We start from the raw sequence: 25,827 nt of genomic DNA, 5'->3' as shown, positions 1-25,827 counted from the left end.
CCCCAGCCTGCTACTTGGCCAACGCCTTGTGGCCAATGTCACGACGATGGTAGGCCCCGTCAAATCGAATCATGTCTATGGCTCGATGGCAGCGGTCGCGTGCCTCTTGAAGCGTATCCCCCAGCGCGGTCACGCCCAGGACACGGCCCCCCGAAGTGACAATCTTGTCCCCACTCTTGCGCGTGCCGGCGTGGAAAACTACCGTATCGGGGAGCCGGCCGGCCTCCTCCAAGCCCAAGATCTCCTTGCCGGATTCGTAAGCCCCGGGATAACCGGCGGACGACATCACCACGCACACCGCCGGGCGAGGATCCCACTCCAACGATACCCCATCAAGCTTGTTGTCGATCACCGCCTCAAAGACACTGATGAGGTCGGTCTTGAGCCGCATCATCAGCGGCTGGGTCTCCGGATCGCCAAATCGGCAGTTGAACTCCAGCACCTTCGGTCCCCCGGGAGTCAACATCAGACCAGCATAGAGCAGCCCCCGGTAGGTGACACCTTCTCGCTTCAGCGCGTCGATCACCGGAACGAGGATCTCCGCTTCGATCTGTCGTAGAGTCTTGTCGTCCGGCAGCGGCGTCGGGCTGTAAGCCCCCATCCCTCCCGTGTTCGGACCGGTGTCCCCCTCTCCAACAGCTTTGTGGTCCTGCGTGTTCTCCATCAGGTAGATCGTGTGCTCGTCAACAAAGGCCAGAACGCTGATCTCCGTGCCAACCAGCTTCTCCTCGACCACGACGATGTCACCCGCCGCCCCGAACTCACGCCGGACCATGATCCGCTCGAGGGCTAGAATCGCGTCCGCCGGGTCATCGCAGACGATCACACCCTTGCCCTGTGCCAGGCCGGCCGCCTTGACCACGATTCCGGCATCCCGGGTCGCAACGTACGTCCGCGCGTCGCGGAACTGGGTGAAGACCCGGGCATCGGCCGTCGGCACCGAGGACTGCTGCATGATCTGCTTGCAGAACGCCTTGTCCGCCTCGATCTTGGCCGCCGCCTTCGTGGGACCAAACGCCCGGATGCCCGCCTCGCTCAGGGCATCGACCAGCCCCAGACAGAGCGGATCCTCCGGCCCAACCACCACCAGGTTGACCTTCTCCTTCCTGGCAAAGCTGACGATCGCCGGAACATCGTTGGCTTTGAGGTCCACGTTCTCGGCCAGGGCCAGCGTGCCCGCATTCCCCGGCGCACAGAACAGACGCTTCGCCCGCTTGGATTGCGCGACCTTCCAGACCAGGGCGTGCTCACGCCCGCCGCTCCCTACCACCAGAACCTTCATCACCAATTCCTTAGCGAGTCGCCGGAGGTGGCCACCCATCCGTCCAGCACCCTGCCGAATTGTGGCCCAACCCGGCCGGCAAGTAAAGAACCGGACGCGCCGGACGCGAAGACACCCCGAGGGAAACTCAACACCTCCATCCAGGTGATGCCAGATTGCCACTTCCACCAGCCCGGGTAGAATAGCTCCCACGCGAAACCCGAACGCCTCGCTGATGACCTGCCAGCCGCAGGTGTCCCGCAAAGCCTCGGGCCGCGTGCTTGATGGTCTTCCGTCGCACCGAGTACCCGCGATGTGAATGGTGAATACCGAGCCGTGACACGGGTCGCCCGGGTACTCGCGGGGCGGTAACGCGGATTCCTGCCAAAACGAGGACACCGCCGACCCCCCACGACCCGTTTTCCACCGCACCCCAACATCCATGACCAAGCCTACCTGGTTACTCGATCCGTCTATCGTCATGCTCAACCACGGCGCTTTCGGGGCTTGCCCCAGGCCAGTGCTGGAGTTGCAGGCCCGGCTGCGCAAACGCATGGAGGAGCGGCCGGTCCCCTTCCTGGTACGCGATATGTTCCCGCTCCTGGACGAGTCCCGGCGATGCCTGGCAAGCCTCGTGGGCGGCCGACCGGAAAACCTGGTCTTCGTCCACAACGCCACCGCGGCCGTCAACGCGGTCGTGCGATCACTTCGCTTCCGACCAGGCGACCAGCTGCTGGTGACCGATCACGGCTATAACGCCTGCTCCAACGTGGTTCGATATGTCGCCCGGCGCCAGGACGCCGAAGCGGTCGTCGCCAAAGTGCCCGTCCCGATCCAATCGCCCCAGGAGGTTCTGGATGCCGTTCTCGGCTGCGTGACCGACCGAACGCGGCTGGCCGTGCTCGACCACGTCACCAGCCCGACCGCGGCTGTCTTCCCGATCCAGGAACTGGTCCGGCGGCTGGCCGAACGCGGCGTCGATGTCCTCGTGGACGGGGCTCACGCCCCCGGGATGCTGCCGCTGGATCTCGATCAGCTCGGGGCAGCCTACTACACCGGCAACTGCCATAAGTGGCTATGCGCACCAAAAGGATCTGCATTCCTCTATGTCCGGCCCGACCGGCAGGAGGGCATCCAGCCGCCGATCATCAGCCACGGCTACAACCAGCCCCGGCTCGGCTACACCAGCTTCCAGGACGCTTTCGACTGGCAAGGTACGGACGATCCCACCGCCTGGCTCTGCGTGGGCCAGGCCATCCGGTTCGTGTCAACCCTGGTGCCCAGCGGCCTCGACGGACTGATGCGGCACAACCGCGAGACCGTCCTGGCCGCGCGGCGGATGCTCTGCCATCGACTCGGCACCCAGCCGGCGTGCTCGGAAGAGATGATCGGCTCAATTGCCGCCGTCAGGCTGCCGGACGTGCCCGCCGCCACCGAGCCCGCCGACCCGGCCGCACCCGTGCCCCTGCCCCGCCTGGGCCGGATCTTGGCCGATCGCTTCTCGATCGAGGTCCCCGTGTTCTACTGGCCGGCACCACGCCAGGCCATGCTGCGCGTCGCCGCCCAGGTGTACAACAACGCAGGGCAGTACGATCGCCTCGCCGATGCCCTGACGGAGCTGCTCTAAGCCAGTATCCGCTCAGCCGGCATGCCCCCGACGGGACAGGATCGCCTCCTCATCCAGCTGTCCGGGAAGATGCGAATCACCGAATCCCCTGCTGCAAAAGAGAAGCTGCAAGAAGACCATGAACCGCGCCCGGAACCCGCCGCGCGGGCGAGCCCCAGATCCAATCAATGCCCGTCAAACCGATGGGGTGGCCTGGGCCGTGGAGGCTGCGTTCCCAAGACACCGCCGGATGACATCGAGGAGCACCCTGCGATCAATCGGCTTCGTCGCGTAGTCCGTGCAACCGGCGGATAGACACTTGTCCTTGTCACCGGCCATGGCATGGGCAGTGAGGGCAATGATCGGCGCCGAACAACCCATCCTGCGAAGTTGACCGGTCGCACCGTAACCATCGAGAACCGGCATCTGCATGTCCATCAGCACCAGATCGAACGGCCGACCTTCCCGCTGGGCCGCTCGCACCATCTCGACCGCTACCTTCCCGTTCTCCGCCACGACAACGGCGGCACCGGCTTTCTTCAGCACGAAGGAAATCAGACGCTGGTTATCCGGCCCATCCTCGGCCAGGAGGATTCGAGCGCCCAGGTCCTTGGGCTCCGCTGGTGGCTCGGTCGTACGTTCGACCACCGACTCGGTGATGATCACGTCGTCGGGCTTCGCGATCCGGCGTACCCCTTCCAGCGGACCGGTGGCAAGAAGCAACGTGAACGTGCTTCCCCTGCCCAGCTCGCTTCGAACCGTGACCGTACCCCCCAGCCGCTGGGCGAGACGACGACTGATGGCCAGGCCGAGACCGGTACCGCCAAACCGGCGGGTCATGGAGGTGTCCCCCTGAGAAAACGGCTGGAACAGACGACCGATCTGCTCGCTGTCCATGCCGATCCCCGTGTCAATGACTTGGATCTCAAGGCAAGGATCCCCCGGCCTGATTCGGACCTGGGCGCCGGCTTCGCCCTCGCTGTCCAGCGTGACCGACACCTGCTCAACAATGTCCGGCCCGGCGGCTTCGACAAACCGCACCTGAAGCCGGACGCCGCCCGCTTCCGTGAACTTGATCGCGTTGCCGACCAGGTTGATCAGAATCTGGCGAACGCGGGTCGGATCGCTCTCAATGGTCTCCGGAATCTCACCCGCGTACTCGATGCGGAAGCTCAGACCTTTCGCCTCCACGCGTATCTGCATCAGCGACTTGATCTCGGCAATCAGACCGACCAACGGCATCGCAACACGCTCGATCTCCATCTTGCCGCATTCAATCTTGGACAGGTCGAGGATGTCGTTGATGATCTGCAGCAGATGCTGCCCATTGCGCTTGACAATCCCCAGCGGTTCCTGGGCCGCCCGGCTGTAGCTCTCCTCAATCAGAATGTCAGTGTAGCCCATGATGGCCGTGAGTGGAGTGCGTATCTCGTGACTCATGTTGGCCAGGAATTCACTCTTGGCCAGGGTCGCCGCCTCGGCCCGCCGGAGGGCATCGGTCAACTCGATGGTCCGCTCGTGAACCTGCTCCTCCAGGCTCTCAGTGTACTGGCGGATGGTCTCGGCCATGTGATTGAAGGACTCGGCGAGCGTCCCGATCTCTCCGATCGCATCCTCGCTGGCCCGCTTGGACAGATCGCCGTCGGCAATAGCCGCCGCCGTACGGGCCAGGTCTTCGACCGGAGTCAACACGTGGCGAACCACGCCGAACGTCACCAGCAGGCCGATCAGGATGACCCCACCCGATATCACCGCGCTGAGCATGAGGTGCCGCCACATCTCGGCACGGAGCGGAGCCATCGAGTAACTCAGGCACACATAGCCGATCGGGACGCCGACGCCGGTCTTGGGGTCCTCGCTCTCCTCCGCAGGAAGCGGGCCGAGGTCCAGATCGTTGGCCCGCCAGCATACGGGCACCCACACGATGACCTCCTCATTCTCGGAGGTCACCAGGAACGCATCCGGCTGTCTCGGGCGGACGCTGACCGGGGGAAGCTCAGGCTCGCCCCCAGGCGGAGATTGCCCGGACCGAGCCAGGATTTTGCCCTCCGGATCCGTAATCTGGCCAAGTCGGAACTGGCCAGCCTCCCCAGTCGCCTGCAGAAGCCGCTGAAGACCCTTCGCATCGTTCAACAGGATGTCCGGCTCGGCAGTTCGTCCAATGGACTTCGCCTGGATCATCGCTTGTTGGTGGACATTCCGGACGGCCGTGCGGTGATGCAGGTAGCTGAGCGACGTGCTCAGCGTGCCGACGGTGCCGGCCAGCAACAAAACACAGAAGATTAACGCCCGTCCCTTGAGACCCAAGTGTGGACTACTCCTCATCCGACCCAGCACGTCGGTCGTTCTTGTCCCCAGACCCCAGCCTGTCATTACATCGGCCTTTGAGACACCCGACATGTGTAGGTGCTGCCTGGCGGATTTCCATCACACGACAAGCTCAGATTGCCTGTTGGAGGATCGTCCCAATGACCGGAAACGGGAAGACCGACCACGCTTTACCTTCAGTAAGGGGCCAGGATGCCGATAATAAGCCTGCTTGCGGCCATCCGTGCTCTACGGTGGTCCAGGGATCAAGGGGTTTCGTGATCCGAAGCTGGATCCGCACCTCTGAGTCGGGGACATAAGTGCGGAATGCCCTGATGGCGACGAGCGGTCCACAAGTCCACATCCTGTCCCCGAGACAGTCTCGCCTCACCTGCGGGATCCTCTCCCTTGCGATGACCCTTGGGACGATCGCACTCGCCCAGGCCAAGGTCGAGGCGGCTTCCATCGCGATTCTGCTGGCCCCGCACGACGCCTACAAGTCTGCGGCCATCGCTGCGGAGAAGACCCTCGGGGACAAGGGGCATGAAGTCAAACTGTACGAATTGCCTCGTCAGGGCCCATCCGTCACCACCGGAACCGCGTCTCAACCCGGGGCTCCCCCGGCGGCCAGTTCCGACCTCTTCGATGTCCTCAAGCGGGTGGAAGGAGTCAGGCCGAGCGTGATTATCACGATTGGCGAGCAGGCTACCTCGGCGGCCCTGGAGAACATCAAGGCTGTTCCTGTGGTCTACGGCATGATCACCAACGCCTCTGATTTCCCCATGACCGAGAGGAGCAACACACACTACTCCCGGGTTGCGGGTGTGACCACGGACGTCCTGCCCAGAACCCAGCTCCAGTGGATCGGCAAGGTTCAGCCCCAAGTCCGGAGCGTGGGGGTCCTGTACAGTCTCCGGTCCAAGCGAACGGCGGAGGCCATCCATCGGGCCGGCACCGAGACCAGTCTCAGCATCGCCCTCATCGAGACCTCCAGAGACGAGTTCGCCAAGGGCATCGAGGAGCTCACTCGCAGGAACTGCGATGCACTGCTGATGATCGCGGACGCCCAGGTTTATACCAAGGATACCGTCAGACCCGCCTTGTTGTGGGGTTTGAGGCAGAAGAAGGCGGTCTGGGCGTTCTCCGAGAACTTCGTCAAGAGCGGCGCACTGGGCGGCTGCTACACCAGTTACGAGTCAATTGGTCAGCAGACGGCCCGTGTCGCGATGCGCGTCCTTGCTGGTGAGGCGCCGTCCAAGATCGGTCTGCAGTATCCCGACCAGATCCAGAAAGCCGTCAACGAGCGTACGGCCAGCATGATCGGCCTCACGATTCCTGGCCCGGTCCTGAACGAGACGACGATTCGCTATGGCAACGAGTAACCGCCATCCGAGCTGTTCAGGCAGCACACCGCCACGACGACCGCGCAAGCGGGTCCGGGTCGAGACGTTGACGGTGAGCCGTGGAGCATTCCCGATGCTGATGACACGCACAGCCTTCTTTCTTACCCTGATCTGCGGATCTGCCAGCCAAACGAGCGGAAACGAGACCTTGACGCACGGTTCCGCTGCCCCGGCGGCCAGTCAGCCGGCCAGCGCCCCCGGGAATGAGTTCACCACCGACGACATCGACCTGCTCACCCTGGAAGTCCCTATCGTCGTGACCGCATCGAGGCATGAACAGAAGATCAACACCCTCCCGTTTGCCGCGACGATCATTACCGCCGAGGACATCCGAGCCTCGGGGGCCCGAAACGTCCCGGACGCGCTGCGGCTGGCCGCCGGTGTCGATGTGGCCGACATCACCTACAACATCGCGGCCGTGTCACCCCGCGGAGGGCAAGGCGCTCTCGCCCGAAAGACGCTGGTACTGGTGGACGGTCGCCAGGTGTTTGACACGCTCTTCGGAGGAACGCTGTGGGGCAACTGGCCGTTCCAGCTTGAGGACATCGCTCGAATCGAGATCATCCGCGGCCCAGGCGGCGTGACCTGGGGAGCCAACGCGGTCTACGGGGTGATCAACATCATCACCAAGGATCCTGCCGAGCAGCAAGGGCTGACGGTGACCGGAGGCGGCGGTTCGCGCGGTGCTCAGAAGGAACACCTCGGGTACGGTTTCTCCGACCACAAGCTTCGGCTGCGCGTTTCCGGCGAATATGAAGGCAGCGATGGTTTCCGTCGCGGCGGCTCGCTCCTGGCCGGCCTGGAGGACGACCTCAAGATCGGACGTTCCGGGGTGCACGCGATCTACGACGCCGGGCCGGCCGACAAGATCACCCTTTCCGGCGGACACGGGCTGACGGACGGCGGCGTTTCGGTGGCGCCGCTGGCCAAGCTCTTCAGCTCCAAGAATCCCACGGCTCAGGCTTCCTTCATTCTCGGCAAGTGGGAACACCAGGTTGCCCCGGACAACCAATTCGCCCTGAACGCCTACGTCAACGACTACTACGCGTGCCACGGCACCCGCTCGGTGGACTACCGCTATCAGCAGATTGCCCTTCAATTCACTGACACGATCAAGAACCGGGACGGCCACACGCTCACCTGGGGGCTCGACACCCGAACGGACCTACTTGATGCCTCCAACTCGGACCCCTATCTGATGAGCAAGGATTTCGCCTCCACGGCGATCATCGGCTTGTACGTCAACGACGAATGGCAGTTTGCCCCCCGGTGGAGGCTCGATCTGGGCGCCAGGATCGACTACGAATTCTATGGCGGGTTCGAGCCCAGCGGGCGCGTGGCCCTGTCCCGCGAGCTCTCGGATACCTCCTTCGTCTACGCGGCGGTGGCCCGGGCCTTCCAGATGCCGCCGTTGGGCATCCGGTTCATGCAAATACCGATGCTCGGCGGGCTAGCTCACATGACGTCCGACCAGGACGTCGACGCCGAACAGGTCATCGCCTATGAACTGGGCTATCGAGGCGAGTTCTTCAAGCGGCTCCAGACCAACGCCAACCTGTTCTGCAATCAGACCGACAACATGTACATTGGTCATCTGCGCCCCGGCCCGCCCGGCCTGCTGCAGGAGTACTTCGAGAACGGTGTCCGAGGCTGGACCTATGGGGCCGAGCTGGATGCCCGGTACCCCGTCAACCCGCAGCTGACGCTGCTGGGCAACTACACCTTCGAGCGGTTCGACACCAACGGTTCATACCGCGGGGCTTACATCGACGAGATCAGTCAGCCCCGCCATAAGTTCATGGTCGGCACGCGATACAGCCCGCTCGATCGAGTGCACCTCTCCGCCCATCTCTACTACGTCGATTCGGTCTCAGCGGTAAGCCCGCTGTTTCCCCAGTTCCGCCAGAGTTTTGACTCCTACTTCCGGCTCGACTTGCGCGGGGAATACGAGTTCTGGAAAGACCGAGGCTCGGTGGCCGTGGGCGTGCGCAACCTGCTCGACCCCGACCACCCAGAGGGAAGCACGGCGTTCTCGAATCACGGGGAGGCCCCGCGCATGGTGTACGCGGAGGTACGGCTGGTCTTCAAGTAGAAGGGATGCCCCACGACCGAGCCTTGTGCCGAGAGAGAGTGCCAGACGATCGGCGGCAGCGAGTGTGAATTCTGAAAGAAGCAGGCCTCGATTGCGGTGGGCGTCCGCAATCTGCTCGACTCCCACCACTTCGAGGGAGGCTCGGCGTTCCTGAACGACGTCGAGGTTCCACGGATGGTTGACGCGGAAGTGTGATTCGTGTTCAAGTAGGGCCTTGTCAGCGGGCCTGGTCGAGCTGCTCGAGCAACGCGTGCCTCGTGGCCCGGAAGGTGGCCGCGTCACAATCGTAGCGATCGAAGGCCAGGACGTGCGTACCGACCAGCTTCTCCGCCGCTCCGGCGTCGCGCTCACCCAGCATGCTGAGCAACTCGTGGTCGGCGATGCCGTCGCGCATGGCCTCGAAGCGGAGGGAGTCCAGCGGGCCGTCGGCTCCCGGATAGACGATCCAGGCGTCGCCCGCCGGCAAGTACTCCGGTCCGCCGTGGGGACGAGTCGTCATCTTGAACGGATCCTGATCCGTCCACCAGTTGTAGCCCCAGTGCAGGTATCCCGTCGCGCCATAGCGGTAGTTGATCCAGTGCAGCAGTCGGGTCTTGATCAGCGGCTGCTCGATGAACCGGTTGGCGTATTCGCCTTGCGGGAAGACGCAGGTGTAGAACCAGACCTCATCGCCGGCCTTCTGCCGCTGGGTGTAGTGCTTGTAGTCCTGGTGATAGAAGTTGAGCTGGGGAACCCAGATGTCGATCGCTCCCACGAGGTCCTTGGTGTGGCAGGCTTCGATGGTCTTGAGCCTGGGGGCATGCTTGCGAACGAGGGCGGCCATGGCGCGGTAGCTCTCGATGTTGCCGGGAATGGGCTCGTCGGCCAGATGCTGAACGTACCGGTCCAGCCAGCCCTTCTCCTCCAGGTGCTTGAGCAAGGTCGGGAAGTACCATGCGTAGAACGTCTCGGCCTCCGGACTCTTGGGATCGACCGAGGCGGACGTCACCTTGCCGTCCTTCACCTGCCGGATCTGGACGACGAACTGTGAATCCCATCCGCCGACCCGACCGCCGATGTGCCCGCCCTCGATCCGGCCGATCACGCCCTCCTGGATGAAGATCTCCACCCAACGATCGAATGGGGTGAAGTCGGCCTCGAGCTTCCCATCCGCGCCGACCTTGTAGGCCGCCGATGACAACGGGGCGATCAGGGCCGCGTTCTGACGATGAGCGGCCATGTTGCGGGCATAGCGGCGCAGCAATTCCCAATAGGCCGGCGTATCGGTCCCGGGCTTGCTCTTCATGTGCGCCGAGGTCATCTGGAACCAGTTCGTCACCCACAACCGCGAACGCCCGACCGTCGCCTTGTGCACCATCACCGCCACCGGCGCGCTCGCGGACGCGCTCTGCCCGTCTGCGGATGCCGTGATTCTGAGCGTACCCCGATAGAGCCCCGGCTCCGTATCCATCTTGACCGGGATCGTCAACCAGATGGGTTGGGCCTGGCCTGCCTCGACGTCGATTTCCGCCCGCTCGAGAAGCGGATCCGGGTAGTCGGCCGGCGGCTTGCGCAGCTGGTCTTTGGAGGGTGTCTGCATCGGCCGGTCCACGGGCACGTAGCCGACGAAACGAATCGAGCCGATTGCCAATGAGCCGCCCTTGCCACCCTCCGGGGTGAGCGGATCGAGCATCGCACGCAAGCCTTGGAGGGCCTTCTCGCAGCGGGCCACGACCTGGAGGCTGGCGTATTCGCCCCGGGCGACCTCCGTCGTGGCTTCGCCGGGCTGAAGCGGACGCCCGTCGCGAAACACCTTCACCAGCGGGTCCACCGGCCAGACCTCCAGCTTGGGTGGCTCGGCCAGAGCGGCACCGGAAACGAAACCCATGACCACAAGGGCGACTCGGGTAAGGTACAACCGGCCTGGCATGACGTCACCTCTCGATAGGGCATTTGAACAGCACATAGAACGTGTCCCCATAAGTGTGGCACGGGCGTCTCGCCAGCAAGGACCGATGCGGGACACCTGGGTGTCGGGCCGAGGGGGATAGGCTCCTTGCCGCCGACATGCTACGCGGCCGCAAGCCGCCAGGCAAACCCCGACATTGCGGTATGCACCTCGGGAGTTATGCTATCCGCCAAGGAGGAGCGCGACAGATGATGACCAGCGGTCTCCGCCATTACCGCCACCTGCTTGTTGCCCTGTTGGGCGTTTATGCAGCCATGATCCTGCTGTCCGCCCTGGACACGCAGGGCCAGCCGCTGGACCCCACGAAGTGGCGGCTGGGCATACCCCAGTTCCTCGTGATCGAGCGTGACAACGCCTGGGTCTTCAATGACACCAACCAGATCAATATCCTCAAGCAGGCAGCCATCAACCTGACCCTCGGGGTGGGTATGACCTTCGTCATTCTGACTGGCGGGATCGACCTCTCCGTCGGCTCGGCGGTGGCCCTGTGCAACGTCGTCTTCGTGGCCGTGGTTCAATCATGCAGGCCTTCCGGGCCACCGACCTGGGGCATGGTGGCGATCGGACTGGCTGCTTCACTGGCGGTGGGACTGGCTTGCGGGGCGGGCAACGGGTGGCTTTCCGTGAGATTGCGAATTCCCTCCTTCATCGTGACCCTGGCCACGCTGCTGGTCATTCGCGGTCTGGCCTACTGGGTCAGCGGGGGAGAAACCGAGCTCCTGGCTTGCACACCGACCATGGCTTCGGTGATTCCGATCCTGGTGGCGATTGTGGCCGTCGCGGCCGGGGGCCTGTTCCTGGCGACCACCGTCGCCGGCCGGAGGGTGTACGCCGTAGGCGGCAACCTGCTGGCTTGCGAATACTCAGGCGTGCGGACCGGCCGGGTGCGGATCATGTGCTTTGCCTTCAGCGGACTCTGCGCCGGGCTGGCGGGCATGATCTACTGGTCGCGGGTGGCGACCGGCAGCTACACGGCAGGGGAGGGCTTTGAGCTGTACGCTATCGCCGCCGTCGTACTCGGCGGTACGCGGCTCGCCGGCGGAGAGGGATCGGTGGTCGGAACGCTCATCGGGGCGCTGATCATGGCCGTCCTGGCCAACGGGCTGAACACCGCGAACGTGCACGAGTCGACGCAGAAGATCATCGTCGGTTGCGTTCTGGTCGTGGCGGCGTACATTGACAGCCGGCGTAGCCAGGGAACGACTGCAGTGGCGATGTAAGCCCGACTGCTGCGGCCTGCTGTTTTCGGGAACTGGGAAGCGAGCGGTGAGAGTGAGACCGATTCATCACGTGGGTAGCCGCCGTCCGTGGCGGTTCGAGGAGTGACTTGACATGATGCGCAAGGCCATCATCGTGACGTCGTTCTGGGCAGTGACTTCCCTGTTCCTGGTCGGCTGCAAGCAGGAAGGGCAGTCATCGAGCACCACCAAGCCGTCGGGATCGGTCCTGCGGGTGACACTGCTGATGAAGGCCCGCACCAACCCGTTCTTCGAGAAGATGGCCGCCGGCGCGGAGCAGGCGGCCAAGGAACACGGCGTCCAGCTCGACGTCATGGCTGTGGACAAGGAAACCGACACCGCCGGGCAGGCCGCTCATGTCGAGACCGCGATCGGCAAGGGCTCGAAGGTGATCCTGGTCGCACCGGCCGACTCCAAGGCGATCATCGCCCCACTGCTGAACGCCCAGGCTCACGGCATCAAGATCATCAATCTCGACAACCGGATTGACGCGGCTGCGGCCAAGGACGCGGGCCTGAAGATCGAGACCTTCATCGGGCCGGACAACGCCGAGGGGGCCCGCAAGAGCACCGAAGCCCTGATCGCCAAGATCGGCGGCGAGGGCAAGCTGGCGATGCTCGAGGGCATTCGCGGCGTAGACAATGCCGAGAACCGCAAACGCGGCTTCGAGCAGGCGGTCAAGGCGACCGATGGCAAGGTCACGATCGCGGCCATGGACACCGCCGAGTGGGCAACCGAGCCGGCCCTGAAGAAGATGGAGAGCATCCTCAATACGAACCCGGGGCTCAAGGGCGTGTTTTGCGCCAACGACATGATGGCCCTGGGCGCGATCCAGGCCATCGCCTCGGCCGGCAAGACGGGCCAAGTCTACGTGGCCGGCTACGACAACCTCGCCGCCGCCCGTGAAGCGATCCGAGCGGGCACACTCCACGCCACCATCGAGCAGCATCCCGACAAGATGGGCAAGCTGGGCGTCGAAGCAGCCGTGGCCGTCGCCAAGGGTGCCACCCTGCCACCGGAGACACCGGTGCCCACCGATCTGGTGACTGCCAAGGATGTGCAGGGTCAGTGAGAGTCCGTCGCGTTCGGCACACCGAGCGCCCGGACTGCGATCGGCGACTCTGGGGAGATACTCCAGCTTCCGGCGTCCACTCGTGGTTCGAGGGAGCACCTGGTTGTCGGCGTCGGCCATCTGAGCCCCTCCACCGCGCGGCCGCTGAATCGAGGAGCGATCGTGCCGCGATATTGACCTCGTGATTGCCACCCGATACCCTCGCCGGGCAGCGAATCCGCACCTGTGTTTCGCCCGATGGCAAGCACTCTCCAGACCGGAGCCATCGACCCGTGAGTACAAACCACCATCCGAAGATCGTCTTTCTTCTCGCACTTGCCGCAGCAGCACAATCACTCCGGGCAGTCGGCCCGATGGATGATGCGGTCGCCATCTGGCATATGAACGACCTCAGCGACGCGTCCAGCCGAAACAGCGTTCTGACCATCGACGGGGATGTCGAGCTCGGGGTCCCCCTCGAGGGCGAGGACCGGGCGGCATCCCTGGCCCGCGGTGGCGATGGGAAAGCCGCTCTCTTCCGCGGCGGCTGGCTGAATGCAGGCCAGGGCGCCGACGGCGAGCTGCGGTTGAGCGGGAAGACCATGACCCTTCTGCTCCGCTATCGTGACCCTACGGGCGAGAACGACACCCCTCTTTTCTCGAAGCATGGTGGCCACAGCCGTCTCAGCTACAACCTCTTCGTCACCGACCTGGGAGCCGGCCCGGCCATGGGCTTCGAACTCGGCACCACCTGGAACGATCGCCCCCTGCAGCTCAGCGCGCCGCTGTCGCGAATCGGAGCTACGGCGTGGCATGATGTCATCGCCCGGTTCGACGATGCCCGTCTCGACCTGTCCATCGACGGCGTCCTGGTGGACGAGGAATGGCCCATCGGCTCACTGCGGACGGAGAATCCGGAACCGTGCCTCATCGGCGCGGAGTCCATCAACGGCCAGGTCAAATGCAGGTTTCGCGGCATGGTGGATCACGCCGCACTCTGGAACCGGGCCCTTGGCGATGCTGAGGTTGTCGCTCTCTCCGGAGGAAACGAAGCCGTCGCGGCGCGACAGACAGCGATCATCGGCCGGCCATCAATCAGCCCGGCTTACCAGCGTCCGCCCGGCTTGAATGTGCACGCGGGCGACTGCATGCCCTTCTTCCATGAGGGCACGTTCCACCTCTTCTATCTCTACGACCGGCGGCATCACCACAGCAAATGGGGCCTCGGTGCCCATCAGTGGGCTCACCTTTCCACCCGCGACCTGGTCCGCTGGCAACAGCAACCCATGGCCCTTCCCATCACCCGGCAGGAGGAAGGCTCCATCTGCACTGGGTCGGTCCTCTTTCACGACGGCACCTACCATGCCTTCTATGCCGTCCGGGCGCTCGACGACCGGCAGAGCATCTACCACGCGATCAGCACTGACGCCGTCCGTTTTGACAAGGGCGACGCCAAAGCCATCCTCCTCCCGCAACCCGGTTACGATCCGATGCACTATCGCGATCCGGAGGTCTTCCACGATCCAGGCACCCACCGCTTTCACATGCTGGTCACGGCCCGGTTCGTCGATGGACGCGACGGCTGCATCGCCCACCTCGAATCAACGGACCTCAAGGAATGGGCGCTGAAGGACCCCTTGCTCGTGCCTGGGCGGGTCACCGATTGCCCCAACTACTTTGCCTGGAATAACCGGCACTACCTCCTGGCGGAGCACGTGTATTGGATGTCCCGCAGCCCGTTCGGCCCCTGGACCGAACCGAAGCCAAACCGGCTGGATGTCCTCTACGTGCCCAAGACGGCACAGTTCACAGGTGGAAGAAGAATCTACGTCTCCTGGCTTTCGGACGTTGGATGGGGGGGCGACTTCATCTTCAGGGAACTCTTCCAGAACTCCGACGGGACACTGGGCACACGATTCGTGCCCGAACTGACCCCGGCGAGCGGCAAGCTCCTGAGGAACGTCTGGGAGGTTGAGAGTGGTGAGGTTGCCGCCGGCCGGGACTCGGTGAGCCTCGGGCCGTCCGGCCGCCCGACGGCGACGCTCCTCGCTCTGCCAGCGAACGCCCACGTCCGCTTCCGGGTTTCCGCCGGGGGCAGGCCCGGACAGACCGGCGGCTTCGGTGTCCGCCCCAGCGCCGGCGGGAAACCGGCCTGCGCGCTGAGAATCGAGCCGCAGGAACGAAAGGTCAGCCTGGGCAAGGAGGCGATCGCGCTTCAATCCCTGGAGGACCTGGATCGGCCGATCGCCGTCGACCTCATCCTCAAGAACGACATCGTGGATGCATGCCTCGATAACCGGAACACGCTCGTCGGGCGAAGCGTTTCCGGGGCACGAGACTGCCTGGTCTTCTTCACGGAAGGCATCCACGTCACCTTTAGTCAAATCGAGATCCGCCCGCTGGCAAAGTAGCTTGCGCACGTTTACCATCAGCTGCACCGGCGGAGGTGGCCGCGTTCGCCGGCCGCAGCAGGCCCGTGCTCACGGAGGATCGACATGACCACGCGAAAGAGCCTGGTTCTGGGAATGGCCCTGCTTCCATACGTTCTAACGGCGTGCAAGCAGAGCGGCGATCAGGGTTCGGCACAGCCGGAAACAGCCACCAGCAAGCCCGTCACGGCATCCAGGGGGACCATCGGCCTGTCGGTGCTCACCCTGACCAACCCGTTCTTCAAGGAGCTCGCCGACAGCTTCAGCGGCGAGGCTGCCGGCCACGGCTACGAGGCCATCGTTGTGAGCGGTGAACTCGATGCGGCCCGGCAAGGCAACCAGGTCAAGGATTTCATCGTGCGGAAGGTCGCCGCCATCGTCCTGACCCCATGCGATTCCAAGTCCATTGGGCCGATCATCCAGGAAGCCAACCAGGAGGGCATCCCGGTCTTCACCGCTGACATCGCCTGCCTCGACCCGGCGGCCAAGGTGGTCACCCACGTGGCCACCGACAATCACGGCGGCGGAATTGAAGCGGCCGTGGCCATGATCGAAGCCATCGGCGGCAAGGGCAAGGTGGCCATCGTGCATCATCCCGAAGTTGAGTCCGCCATGATGCGGGTCCAGGGCTTCGAGGAGAGAATTGCCCAGGAAAACGAGAAGGCCGGCGGCGGCATTCAGATCGTGGCCAGGCTGCCTGGCTACGGAGCCCGGGAACGGAGCTTCAGGGTCGCCCAAGACCTGCTGCAGGCCCACCCGGATCTGGCTGGCATCTTCGCGGTTAACGACCCCTCGGCACTGGGGGTGCGGGCGGCGCTCGAGAACGCCGGCAAGGCCGATCAGATCAAGATCATCGGCTTCGACGGCCAACCCGAAGGCAAGAAGGCGATCCGGGAAGGCAAGATCTACGCCGACCCGATCCAGTTTCCTGACCGGATTGGACGGGAGGTCGCTCAGACCATCGTGAAACACTTCGCCGGCGAGACCGTTCCACCCGAAATCCTGATCCCGACGGCCCTCTACCGCCAGAGAGATGCCCAGGCGGATCCGGCCATCCGGTAGGAGTGGAACCGGCATGGTGTGGGACCGGCATCTTGCCGGTCAGACGTGACCGGCTGGAAACCTGTCCGACAAGGCTCATTCAGATACCCTACAGGGCGCTTATGTTTACGACGGACCACAGCAGCGAGATGCGAACAGCGTTCTCGAGAGCCTTCTCCGATTACGGGATGGTCCTGGTACTCCTGTTGTTGTGCGGCTACTACAGCTGGGTCACGCTCGACGAGCAGCATCCCGTCGGCGAGGCAGGGGCCCGGGCCCTCACCCAGCAGATCCTCCAACGTTTCCAGAAGCCGGCCTCGGTACTGATCGTTGGCCGGGATATTCCCGAAGACGTCCTCTTCACCCATGCGCTCGAGGCGAGCCTTGGTAACGCGGGCTTCTCCGTAGAAGCCACGGTTCGCGGCCAGCCCGTGGACGCTCGGCGCGAACTCGAGCGGATCTCCAGGCAGGGCGTGAGGCTGGACATCATCGCCGGCAACCACGTCACGGCGAACTGGGCGGTCTTCGGCGACTTGAGGACCGCCTTTCCCATCCTCGCGGGCGCCGAGGTGATCATGCCCCAGAGCTACCGATGGCCCAATTTCCTCAAGGCGGACAACCTCCTCAACGTGGCCGACCAGATCGCAGTGATCGCCATCCTGGCCGTCGGCATGACCCTGGTCATCATCACCGGGGGCATTGATCTTTCCGTCGGCAGCCTGATCGCCCTCTCTGCAGTCGTGACTGCCCTGCTGATCCGCGACTTGGCCGGTGCCGAGCAAGCTTCGGTCGCGGGCATGATTCTCGGCTCGGCCGGCGGCATCCTGGTGTGCGGGCTGATGGGCCTGTTCTCCGGGCTCATGGTCACGGTCTTCGCCGTTCCTCCGTTCATTGCCACGCTGGGCATGATGCTCGTCGCCAGCGGCCTCGCGTACCTGCTCCCGCAGGGCCAGGCCGTTTATCAGATTCCGGCATCCTTCGTCTGGCTGGGGCGCGGGGCCAGTGTCCTCGGAATCCCCAACGCTGTCTTCCTCGCCCTCGTCCTTTACGTTCTGGCTCATTTGCTCATGAGCCGCACGACGCTGGGCCGGCGCATCTACGCCATCGGCGGCAACCGTGACGCGGCCAGGTTCTCCGGCGTGCCCGTGAAGCGTGTCCTGCTCATTGTCTACGCCGTCTGCGGAGCGATGGCCGGCCTGGGCGGCGTGGTCACGGCCTCCCAGCTCAGGTGCGGATCGCCTACCTACGGACGGCTCTACGAACTCTACGTCATCACCGCCGTCGTGGTCGGCGGAACCAGCCTCTCCGGCGGCGAAGGCCGCATCCTCGGCACCTTGGTCGGAGCCCTGATCATTGCGGTCATTCAGAACGGAATGAACCTCACCGGCGTGGAGAGCTATACCCAGAATGTCGTTCTCGGCCTGGTCATCCTCGGCGCGGTGCTGTTCGACAACCTGAAGCGCCGGGGTTTCCCCCTCTTGCGCCGCAAGTGACCTTCTCCATTCTCCTTTCGTCGTTCCGAGACGGTCTCCCTTCAGCGAGGTTGACACCGGTTCGCCGGTCGAATACGCTCCAGATCGCGTCTCATACGTATACGTCATATTTGCCCGGAACCTGCGGCATGCCCACCAGCCACAACATCGCGATGGCCTTACGGGCCGCATACTGGGCCATGCACCGGCAGGCGGACACCGTGTTGAGCCCGCACCAAGTGACCGCTAACCAGTTCGTGCTGCTCGCCCTTCTCGCGGAGCAGGACGGCATCACCCAGCAGGAACTCGTCCGCCGGGCCTCGTCCGACGCCAACACCATCCGAGCCATGCTCGTCCTGCTTGAGAACCAGGGTCTGGTCTCGCGGCGGTCGCATCCGACCGATGGCCGGGCCCGCAACGTCGCCCTGACCCCGAAGGGGCGGCGCCGGTACACCCATCTCTGGCACAAGAGCCAAGACTTCCGCCGGCGGCTCATCCATCTCTTCACCCCCGGCGAAACAGATCTCCTGGTCGAGTACCTGCAGCGGATTGCCGAGGGAACGCATCCGATGGTCGGCACCCGTCCGCGCAACAAGCGAACCATCACGACCGCCGGCCGCGGTCGCGGTCTAATCGTCCGGAAAACGTCTTTGAGGAGGACTGAACCATGACCCGCTGCCCGTCGTTCCGCATTGCCGCCGCAATTCTTGTCGGCTTGACCTGCATCTCGCTCCAGCAATCGCTCGGCCAAGCCTCACGGCCGGGGCGGGCCGCCGGTTTTCAGGGCCGCGGCCCCAATGTCCCTTCTCCTGAAATCCTGGCCGACCACAAGGTGACGTTCAGAATCCTCGCCCCAAAGGCGTCGGAAGTCAGCGTTGGGGGGGACTGGACCGGCGGCGGACCCGGCGAGAAGCTCACCAAGGATGACCAGGGCCTGTGGTCCGTCACCGTCGGGCCGCTCGTACCTGATCTGTACAGCTACGCCTTCACCGTGGATGGCGTCAAGACCATCGACCCCCGCAACCCTCTGGTCAAGCAAGGCATCATCGGGCTGGACAGCATGTTCTATCTGGCCGGCGACGAGACCGCCTTCCAGGACAACAAGCCCGTCCCCCATGGCCAGATCCGCCAGGTCTGGTACCACTCCAAGACGCTCGATACCCAGCGGAGAATGCACGTTTACACACCGCCCGGCTACGACGACAGCCAGGAGAAGTACCCCGTCCTCTACCTGCTCCACGGTGCCGGCGACGAGGACTCCGGCTGGAGTACGATCGGCCGGGCCGGATTCATCGCCGACAACCTGATCGCCGCGGGCAAGGCCAAGCGACTGATTATCGTCATGCCCAACGGCAGCCTGCCCCCACCGACGAACATCCCAGGCTTCTCCCCAGGCACGCCACCGTCACCTGAAGTGATGACTGCCCTTCAGGACCGCTTCACCAACGAACTGATGAAGGAAATCGTCCCCTGCGTGGAGAAGCAGTTCCGAGTCCTGGCCGACCGCGAGCACCGGGCCCTCGCCGGCCTCTCCATGGGCGGGGGCCAGACGCTGCGAGTCCTCATCGTCCACCCCGATCAGTTCGCCTACGTCGCGATCTTCAGTGCCGGTATCTGGCGCGACGCCGAGACCTGGGAGAACCAGAACGCCGACTTCCTGAAGAAGGCTGAGCAGGTCAATCGGTCAGTGAAGCTCCTTTGGATCCGCGTCGGCGAGAAGGACTTCGCCCTGAACGGCGCCAAGGCCCTGGCTGACACCCTTGCTCGCCACGGCTTCAAGCTCGACATGGCCACCTCCGGCGGCGGCCATACCTGGATCAACTGGCGGCAGTACCTGAACGGCCTGCTTCCTCAACTCTTCACGACGACTCTGCAGGTCACCCCCGGCGTCGGCGGGCGACCGGGGCAGTCCCAACGGGCGATATTCGTCAACGAGCCGAGGGGTCACTTGCCCCCGCCGCCGGTGCGGATGCGGTCCCTTCCCTCGGCAGACGCAACTCGTCTTGCTCCAGCAGGAACTGCCGGCGCTTGACCACGTGGGCGCGGAGCATCTGGACGTTCTGTGTCAGCCGCTGCTCGGCAGCCTCGGGAGCGTCGCCCGTGGCCGTCGCACGCAACCTGACATCCTGCTTGAGCTGATCGGCCATCGCGTCAATGAGTGGAAAGTACGTCTCCTGAGTGTAGATCGTGTCCAGGATATCGCGGATACGCGCCAGGAAGAGTTTGCGGAACCGAGGGTTGGCCAGCAACGGCCTGGAGAAGTAGCCGCCCGGTCTCCACCATTGCATGCCTCTTTGGGGAGGTCCGCCGCCGAATGGACCAAAGCCCGGCGGACCGCCGCCAAATGGCCCTCCGCCAAACGGGCCGAAACCGCCGGCGGGGCCGGACTGTTCGCGACTTTCCGGTGGTCGGGCACCCTCCATGCCGAAGGTCAGCGGCATGTCGAAGAACACCTGGTCCGGCGGGATTCCGTCGTAGTAACCCCAGGTCTTGTCCTGGTCCCAGGGATACATTTCCCACTTCTTAGTTCCTTCGGTGTCGTGGTAGACGAAATGATTATTGAAGAAGCCGTCCCAGTGGGAGAGGACCATGTTGACGGCAAAGTAGGTTGCGACCTGATCGACATTGAAATGCTGCTGAATTAACTGCCACTGCTCGTCGCCCTTTGTTTTCTCGAGCTGCTCGACGAGAGCGACAAGATCGTCGTGGCCGCTTCGGGTGTTCGTCTTTTTCTCGTGCTGCTCGACCACGCCTCGACCCAGCCAAGTCAACTTGTAGAGGTTGCCAGCGTCGTCGACCTTGTTCCGCCGCAGGAAAGAGCGGTTGGGCCGCTCGACCATCAGATGATAGCCGACCATGCGACCATCGACCCACAGGCGCACGAACTCGGTCAGGCAGGCCGCGTTGCCCGCCCTCCGGTACACGTCGTAGGCCAGAGCCTCGGCCAGAAGGAATCGCTCGCTACCCTCATAGACGACATTGACGGCACTCATGCCGTTGAGCGTGCGGTCTTTGTGAAAGAAAACCTTGTACCCGCGGTCATCTCCTCCTCGTGGACCGAATCCGCCTTCGCGCTGGATGACATTGATGTGGTCGAAGAGCGTCGTCTTGCCGGTCTGGTGGTCCACATAGACGAAGGCGGACGTTCCTCGCGGCGGCCGGGGCGTCTCGGCCTCCCTGCGGCCAAAGCCTGGCGGTCCACCGAAGAATCCGCCCGGGCCACCCGGCCCTCCGAATCCACCCGGCCCCCCAAATCCGGCCGGCCCGCCGGGACGACGTTCTCGTGATGCGGGAGCGGCCGGGACTCTGGCTTGCCCACCGCCCACGTGGAGGATGAAGCCGAAAGGAATCCTGGCTGATTCCCACTTCTCATGAACGTAGACGGACAGGGTCGGACGCAGGTCGCCTTCGGCCGGGCACACGCGTAGGGCCCCGCTTTCGGCCACGGCCTTGACCCGGTACCTGAGCAAGGTGCCCGGTTTCTGGCCAGGAATCGAACCCTGGTAGCGCCCGCCGGCCGCGTCCTTGACCATCGGAACCGCCGATTCCTGCCCTTCCACTCCTTCGGTCACAACCCGATACAGGAGGTTGACCTCGCGCAGTCGGTCGCCTCTGACCTCCGCTTCGACACGCAGAGGCTGGTCCGGCTGGAGATCGTCCGGCCGGTCACCGACGATGCGGATCACCGGAGGAAGCGTGGCCGAGAAGCTCGCGTTTTGCTTTCCGGGCGTACCGCTCGGCTTCGGGGTCTCTGCCGGCAGAGGTGACGCCGCCCAGTTCTCCGCATCTTCACCCGATGCTGTCGGGCAGATTCGCTCCAGCGACGAGGAGTAGGCATCCGGACTCACCGGCCACGGATCACGATCCTTGTACCGGACCTTGTCAATCCGCTTCTCTTTCGCGTCGGTGAGTTCGAGCTTCTCACTACCCCGCTTCAGTGGCCGCTTCAACGGGCCCAGCGCGGGCATGCCGTAGCTCTCCTGGAACGCGGTGGGATTCAGCGCAACCACAAGATATCCGTTCGCCTGGATCGTGGCCCCATCAGGGAAGACATAAACCTCGCCCTTGTCCAGCATCCACGAGCTCAGATCGATGGTCTGGCTTCCGGTGTTGTGGAGTTCGACCCATTGCACATCGTCCTGATCTTCCGGGGCGTTGTAGAAGATCTCATTGATCACCACGCTGGCTCTGAAATCCGACGGCGAGGTTGACGTCTTCACATCATCGTCACCTCCGCGGTCGCCATCTCCAGAACCCCAACCCATGCCCGGTCCGGCGAAGAAGGCCGCGATCCCGACAATCGCTGTGAGAGCCGCGATGGCGATGCTCTTGCGCATGAAAGACATGACGCCCGTCCTCTCTGTCTCGTTGCCTCCAAGCCGGCGACACCACCTCATCACCGGACGGTCGAGCCCTCGGTCGCGCGATCAGCCACGGAACGACGAGGGTCGTGCTCCCGTAGTGCTCGCGCAAGAAACGCTAATTATCCCTTTGTCAACCTTAAGGCAACATGAAGATGACGCCCCTGCCGGAGCGCACGCACAGCATCGTTGCGTCGGTGTAACTCCCGTGATCCGAGGACAGGCAAGGCGAACCGATCGTGCGACCCGCCACCCGAATCGAGCGAATCGGCACGCCGACGAAACCCGCCCCACGGCGGGGAGTGGGACGGGCGGCGTGAAGTCGTCTACGCGGGGCCACCGCTGGTGCGTTCCGCGACCCGAGCCCTCGACATCATAAAAGGCAAAGGACTCATAATCGCACCCATGGCATACCCGGTGGGGGGGCTTGAAACCGAAGGACCGAAAGGGATCGCAAACCGGGATTGGCGCGGCGGTGCAATCACGTTACAATGGGGGAACAACCCGGTAACGTAGCCGGGCAGGCCTGTCTGCGAAGCCTTGCTTTTTCATTGTTGCTCGGAGGACGAAGGAAATGTGCACCTTATCGAAGCGCCCATCCCCGGAACACCGTGGCAGTCAGACCCAGCCGACAGCCGGTTGGGGACGATTGATTCGCCACCCGCTTGGAGTCTCCAGCCGTGCGCCATCCGGCGCTCTGACCCTGCAGGCCATGGTTGTCAGCCTGGCCGTCGTGCTGATCTGCGTACCCGGCCTCCGCGCCGAGGACGCCCTTCTCACCCTGGGTGACTTCATCATCGCCATCGACACCGACCTCGTCTCCGAGAGCAGTTACCCGACGGGGGGCAACGACGAGCGCCCGGCGATGATCCTCGACGGGGCTGTTGACACGAAGTATCTGAACTTTGGCGAGGAATACTCGGGCTTCATCGTCATACCGGCACACGGTTCCTCGACCGTGCAGAGTATGATGCTCACCACGGCCAACGACGCCGAGGAACGCGATCCGGCGACGTACGAGATCTACGGCACGAATGAGCCGATCGTCAGTGCCAACAACAGCGACGGCAGGGGTGAGACTTGGACGCTCATCGCCTCGGGCTCGCTCGCGCTCCCCGTGGAGCGACAGACGGCCGCCCCGGTCGTGGGATTCACCAATACGACCGCCTATACCGCATACAAAGTGCTCTTCCCCACGGTCAAGAACGCCGCGGCCGCCAACTCGATGCAGGTCGCCGAAGTGGCTCTGTACGAGACGACTGACGGCACCAGCCCCAACATTCTCAGCGAAGGCGGCGTCGTCCTGGCCGTCGATGACAACTCGGCCAGTTCGTACCCGGTTCCCTCTGAGAACCCCGCCAACATCCTCGACGGCATGCCGAGTTCGAAGTACCTTAACTTTGGCCGAGACAAGTCGGGCTTCATCGTCACGCCGGCGCGCGGCGCCACCGCCGTGCAGAGCATGGCGATTTGCACCGCCAATGACGTCCTGGACTACGCGGAGCGCAACCCAGCCTCCTACGAGATCTACGGCACGAACGACCCTATCACCAGCACGGACAACAGCGCGGGCTCTGCAGAGAACTGGACGTTGATTGCGGCAGCCGAGCTCTCGCTGCCGTTAACCAACTTCACGTGGGGACCGGTGGTCAGCTTCACCAACGCGACTGCCTACACCTCGTACAAGGTGCTTTTCCCGACCGTCAGGGACATGGATGTCAACGGGGTTGCGGTCACGGCGAACTCGATGCAGATCTCGGAAGTCGCGATGTACGAGTCGACTGACGGAACCGGATCCAATGTCCTGGCCAGTGGCGGCGTCGTTCTGGCCGTCGATCCCGACTTGAGGTCCGAATCGGCCTACGCGGCCGCCGTCGCGCCGCCGCAAGCCATCGATGGCAGCACACTCACCCAGTACACGAATACCGGCGGCGTCAATTCGGGCTTTATCGCAACGCCCTCCGCCGGGCTGAGCATTGCGACCTCGTTCAAGATCACCACCGCCGACACCGCCCCGGAGAACGACCCCGCCGAATGGACGCTCTACGGAACGGTCGAACCGATCGTCAGTGCCGATAACAGCGCCGGCGACCAAGAGAGCTGGACGGCCATCGCTTCCGGAACTGTGGACCTTCCGGCCGAGCGCTTGACCGAAGGCCCGGTCGTCGCCTTCACCAACACGACGGCATACACGTCCTATCGCATGCTGTTCACGAATCTCCGCGATGCCTCGACCGCGATCTCCATGCAGATGGCCGAAGTCCAGCTCTTTGGCACCATCATCAGCCAGATGCCGGATCAGCTGCTGAGCCCGGGCGACTTCATCATCGCGCTTGACCTCGATCCTGACAGCAGTGGCAGCAACTATCCTGCCAATGAGGATCCTCCCAAGGCCTTTGACAACAATACCGGCACGAAGTACCTGAACTTCGCCATGAGCAACTCCGGCCTCATCGTCACACCCAGTGGCGGGCCGTCGGCAGTTCGGAGCCTGGTGCTCACCACGGCCAACGACTGGGCCCAGCGCGATCCCGCCTCGTTCGCGCTGTATGGAACGAACGACGCGATCGTCAGTACGAACAACAGCCTCGGTAACGCCGAGAACTGGACCCTGATCGCAGAGGGCCCGCTGGCTCTTCCAGACACCCGGTTCACCGCCGGAGCGCCCGTCAGCTTTGACAATGCGGCCAGCTACGCGTCGTACAAACTGCTCTTCCCAACGCTCAAGGACGCGGCGGCAACCAATTCCATGCAGATCGCCGAGGTGGCCCTGTTCACCCAGCCGGACGGAGCCGGCACCAACGTGCTCGTCGCCGGCAGCCCGGTCCTGGCCATCGACGCCGATGTCGTACCGTCCAGCTCCTACCCGGCGGCCGAAAGCCCCGCAAACGCCATCGATCGGACGACCCCGGCCAAGTACCTCAATTTCGGCGAGAACAACTCCGGGTTCATCGTCCAGCCGTCCGTCGGATCCACCGTCGTGACCTCGTTCAAGTTCATCACCGCCAATGACGCCCCGGAGCGGGACCCCGCCGGCTGGGCACTCTACGGCACCAACGACACGATCGTCTCCGCCGACAACGGCCACGGGGACCTCGAGAACTGGACGCTGATCTCCTCGGGCACCATGACGCTGCCGACCGCGCGGCAGTCCGCCGGGTCGATCGTCGAGTTCGAAAACACGGCGGATTACAAGGCTTACCGCATGGTGTTCACCAGCGTGAGAGATGCCGTGGCAGCCAACTCGATGCAGTTTGGCGAGGTCCAGTTCTATGGGACCATCGGCGTGGCCTGCAACAAACCGTTCGCCGACAACGACGGCGACGGCGACGTGGACCAGATTGACTTCGCCACGTTCCAGCTCTGTTTCACCGGCCAGGGTGGTGTGGCCACGAGCCACGAGTGCAGATGTGTGGACCGCGACAAGGATACCGACGTCGATACGCTGGATTTCGCGGCGTTCCTGTACTGTGTGACCGGACCCGCGATCCCATGGACTCAGGAGTCGAAGCCCAACTGCGTGCCCTGATCGGCACCCGTTGACGACGAGATCCGCGCCACGAGGCCCGACCCCCACAGGCCGCAGCCTCATGGTGCAGCGATGAGGAAGGCAGCCTC

General features: G+C 63.9%; 15 protein-coding genes. 11 read left to right on the top strand and 4 right to left on the bottom strand.

Annotation, left to right across the window (positions count from 1 at the left end):
• Positions 1–10: 10 nt before the first annotated feature.
• A complete protein-coding gene (gene purD, locus KA354_07345) occupies positions 11–1,282 on the bottom strand; it encodes a phosphoribosylamine--glycine ligase (GenBank protein MBP7934450.1) in 1,272 nt (423 codons plus the stop codon).
• Positions 1,283–1,703: 421 nt separating this feature from the next.
• On the opposite strand from purD, the gene KA354_07340 reads away from it, so the two are divergent.
• Entirely contained in the window at positions 1,704–2,888 is a 1,185-nt protein-coding gene (locus tag KA354_07340) for an aminotransferase class V-fold PLP-dependent enzyme (GenBank protein MBP7934449.1), read from the top strand.
• Between the two features lie 174 nt (positions 2,889–3,062).
• Here the strand turns inward: KA354_07340 and KA354_07335 are convergent, their stop codons facing one another.
• Positions 3,063–5,174: a response regulator gene (locus KA354_07335; protein MBP7934448.1), complete on the bottom strand. Its 2,112-nt coding sequence runs from the start codon at positions 5,172–5,174 to the stop codon at positions 3,063–3,065.
• A 335-nt stretch (positions 5,175–5,509) separates the two neighbouring features.
• Here KA354_07335 and KA354_07330 point away from each other — a divergent pair, with 335 nt between their 5' ends.
• Together KA354_07330 and KA354_07325 are read left to right on the top strand one after the other, a co-directional pair.
• A complete protein-coding gene (locus KA354_07330) occupies positions 5,510–6,556 on the top strand; it encodes a hypothetical protein (protein MBP7934447.1) in 1,047 nt (348 codons plus the stop codon).
• 94 nt (positions 6,557–6,650) lie between these two features.
• Positions 6,651–8,669 carry a TonB-dependent receptor gene (locus tag KA354_07325; protein MBP7934446.1) on the top strand — a complete coding sequence of 673 codons (2,019 nt, stop codon included), beginning with the start codon at positions 6,651–6,653 and terminating at the stop codon, positions 8,667–8,669.
• A 217-nt stretch (positions 8,670–8,886) separates the two neighbouring features.
• On the opposite strand, the gene KA354_07320 is transcribed toward KA354_07325, so the two are convergent.
• Entirely contained in the window at positions 8,887–10,578 is a 1,692-nt protein-coding gene (locus KA354_07320) for a DUF4091 domain-containing protein (GenBank protein MBP7934445.1), read from the bottom strand.
• 293 nt (positions 10,579–10,871) lie between these two features.
• Here KA354_07320 and KA354_07315 point away from each other — a divergent pair, with 293 nt between their 5' ends.
• From KA354_07315 to KA354_07285, 7 genes are all read left to right on the top strand, one after another.
• Entirely contained in the window at positions 10,872–11,837 is a 966-nt protein-coding gene (locus KA354_07315; GenBank protein MBP7934444.1) for an ABC transporter permease, read from the top strand.
• A gap of 112 nt (positions 11,838–11,949) precedes the next feature.
• On the top strand, positions 11,950–12,927 hold the full coding sequence (locus tag KA354_07310) for a substrate-binding domain-containing protein (GenBank protein ID MBP7934443.1): 978 nt from the start codon (positions 11,950–11,952) through the stop codon (positions 12,925–12,927).
• A gap of 272 nt (positions 12,928–13,199) precedes the next feature.
• A complete protein-coding gene (locus tag KA354_07305; GenBank protein MBP7934442.1) occupies positions 13,200–15,317 on the top strand; it encodes a hypothetical protein in 2,118 nt (705 codons plus the stop codon).
• Positions 15,318–15,401: 84 nt separating this feature from the next.
• On the top strand, positions 15,402–16,397 hold the full coding sequence (locus tag KA354_07300; protein MBP7934441.1) for a substrate-binding domain-containing protein: 996 nt from the start codon (positions 15,402–15,404) through the stop codon (positions 16,395–16,397).
• A gap of 128 nt (positions 16,398–16,525) precedes the next feature.
• Complete coding sequence (locus tag KA354_07295) at positions 16,526–17,869, top strand: ABC transporter permease (GenBank protein ID MBP7934440.1); 1,344 nt, start codon at positions 16,526–16,528, stop codon at positions 17,867–17,869.
• Positions 17,870–17,997: 128 nt separating this feature from the next.
• Positions 17,998–18,519 carry a MarR family transcriptional regulator gene (locus KA354_07290; GenBank protein MBP7934439.1) on the top strand — a complete coding sequence of 174 codons (522 nt, stop codon included), beginning with the start codon at positions 17,998–18,000 and terminating at the stop codon, positions 18,517–18,519.
• Positions 18,516–19,880, top strand: coding sequence for an esterase (locus tag KA354_07285; protein MBP7934438.1), 1,365 nt, complete (start codon positions 18,516–18,518; stop codon positions 19,878–19,880). Before KA354_07290 ends, KA354_07285 begins: the two co-directional genes overlap by 4 nt.
• On the opposite strand, the gene KA354_07280 is transcribed toward KA354_07285, so the two are convergent.
• On the bottom strand, positions 19,777–22,194 hold the full coding sequence (locus KA354_07280; GenBank protein MBP7934437.1) for a CotH kinase family protein: 2,418 nt from the start codon (positions 22,192–22,194) through the stop codon (positions 19,777–19,779). The two genes, KA354_07285 and KA354_07280, sit on opposite strands and share 104 nt — an antisense overlap.
• Positions 22,195–22,783: 589 nt before the next feature.
• Here KA354_07280 and KA354_07275 point away from each other — a divergent pair.
• Entirely contained in the window at positions 22,784–25,738 is a 2,955-nt protein-coding gene (locus KA354_07275; protein ID MBP7934436.1) for a hypothetical protein, read from the top strand.
• Positions 25,739–25,827: the final 89 nt, after the last annotated feature.

It is taken from the genome of Phycisphaerae bacterium (assembly GCA_018003015.1).
Taxonomy (GTDB): domain Bacteria; phylum Planctomycetota; class Phycisphaerae; order UBA1845; family PWPN01; genus JAGNEZ01.
The sequence above is the reverse complement of the archived record's forward strand: the minus strand, read 5'-3'. Positions and strand labels throughout refer to the sequence as shown.

Coding starts and splice junctions, on each gene's coding strand:
- purD (MBP7934450.1), bottom strand. CDS start 1,282: ATGAAGGTTCTGGTGGTAGGGAGCGGCGGGCGTGAGCACGCCCTGGTC.
- KA354_07340 (MBP7934449.1), top strand. CDS start 1,704: ATGACCAAGCCTACCTGGTTACTCGATCCGTCTATCGTCATGCTCAAC.
- KA354_07330 (MBP7934447.1), top strand. CDS start 5,510: ATGGCGACGAGCGGTCCACAAGTCCACATCCTGTCCCCGAGACAGTCT.
- KA354_07325 (MBP7934446.1), top strand. CDS start 6,651: ATGCTGATGACACGCACAGCCTTCTTTCTTACCCTGATCTGCGGATCT.
- KA354_07320 (MBP7934445.1), bottom strand. CDS start 10,578: ATGCCAGGCCGGTTGTACCTTACCCGAGTCGCCCTTGTGGTCATGGGT.
- KA354_07315 (MBP7934444.1), top strand. CDS start 10,872: ATGATCCTGCTGTCCGCCCTGGACACGCAGGGCCAGCCGCTGGACCCC.
- KA354_07310 (MBP7934443.1), top strand. CDS start 11,950: ATGATGCGCAAGGCCATCATCGTGACGTCGTTCTGGGCAGTGACTTCC.
- KA354_07300 (MBP7934441.1), top strand. CDS start 15,402: ATGACCACGCGAAAGAGCCTGGTTCTGGGAATGGCCCTGCTTCCATAC.
- KA354_07295 (MBP7934440.1), top strand. CDS start 16,526: ATGCGAACAGCGTTCTCGAGAGCCTTCTCCGATTACGGGATGGTCCTG.
- KA354_07290 (MBP7934439.1), top strand. CDS start 17,998: ATGCCCACCAGCCACAACATCGCGATGGCCTTACGGGCCGCATACTGG.
- KA354_07285 (MBP7934438.1), top strand. CDS start 18,516: ATGACCCGCTGCCCGTCGTTCCGCATTGCCGCCGCAATTCTTGTCGGC.
- KA354_07280 (MBP7934437.1), bottom strand. CDS start 22,194: ATGTCTTTCATGCGCAAGAGCATCGCCATCGCGGCTCTCACAGCGATT.
- KA354_07275 (MBP7934436.1), top strand. CDS start 22,784: ATGTGCACCTTATCGAAGCGCCCATCCCCGGAACACCGTGGCAGTCAG.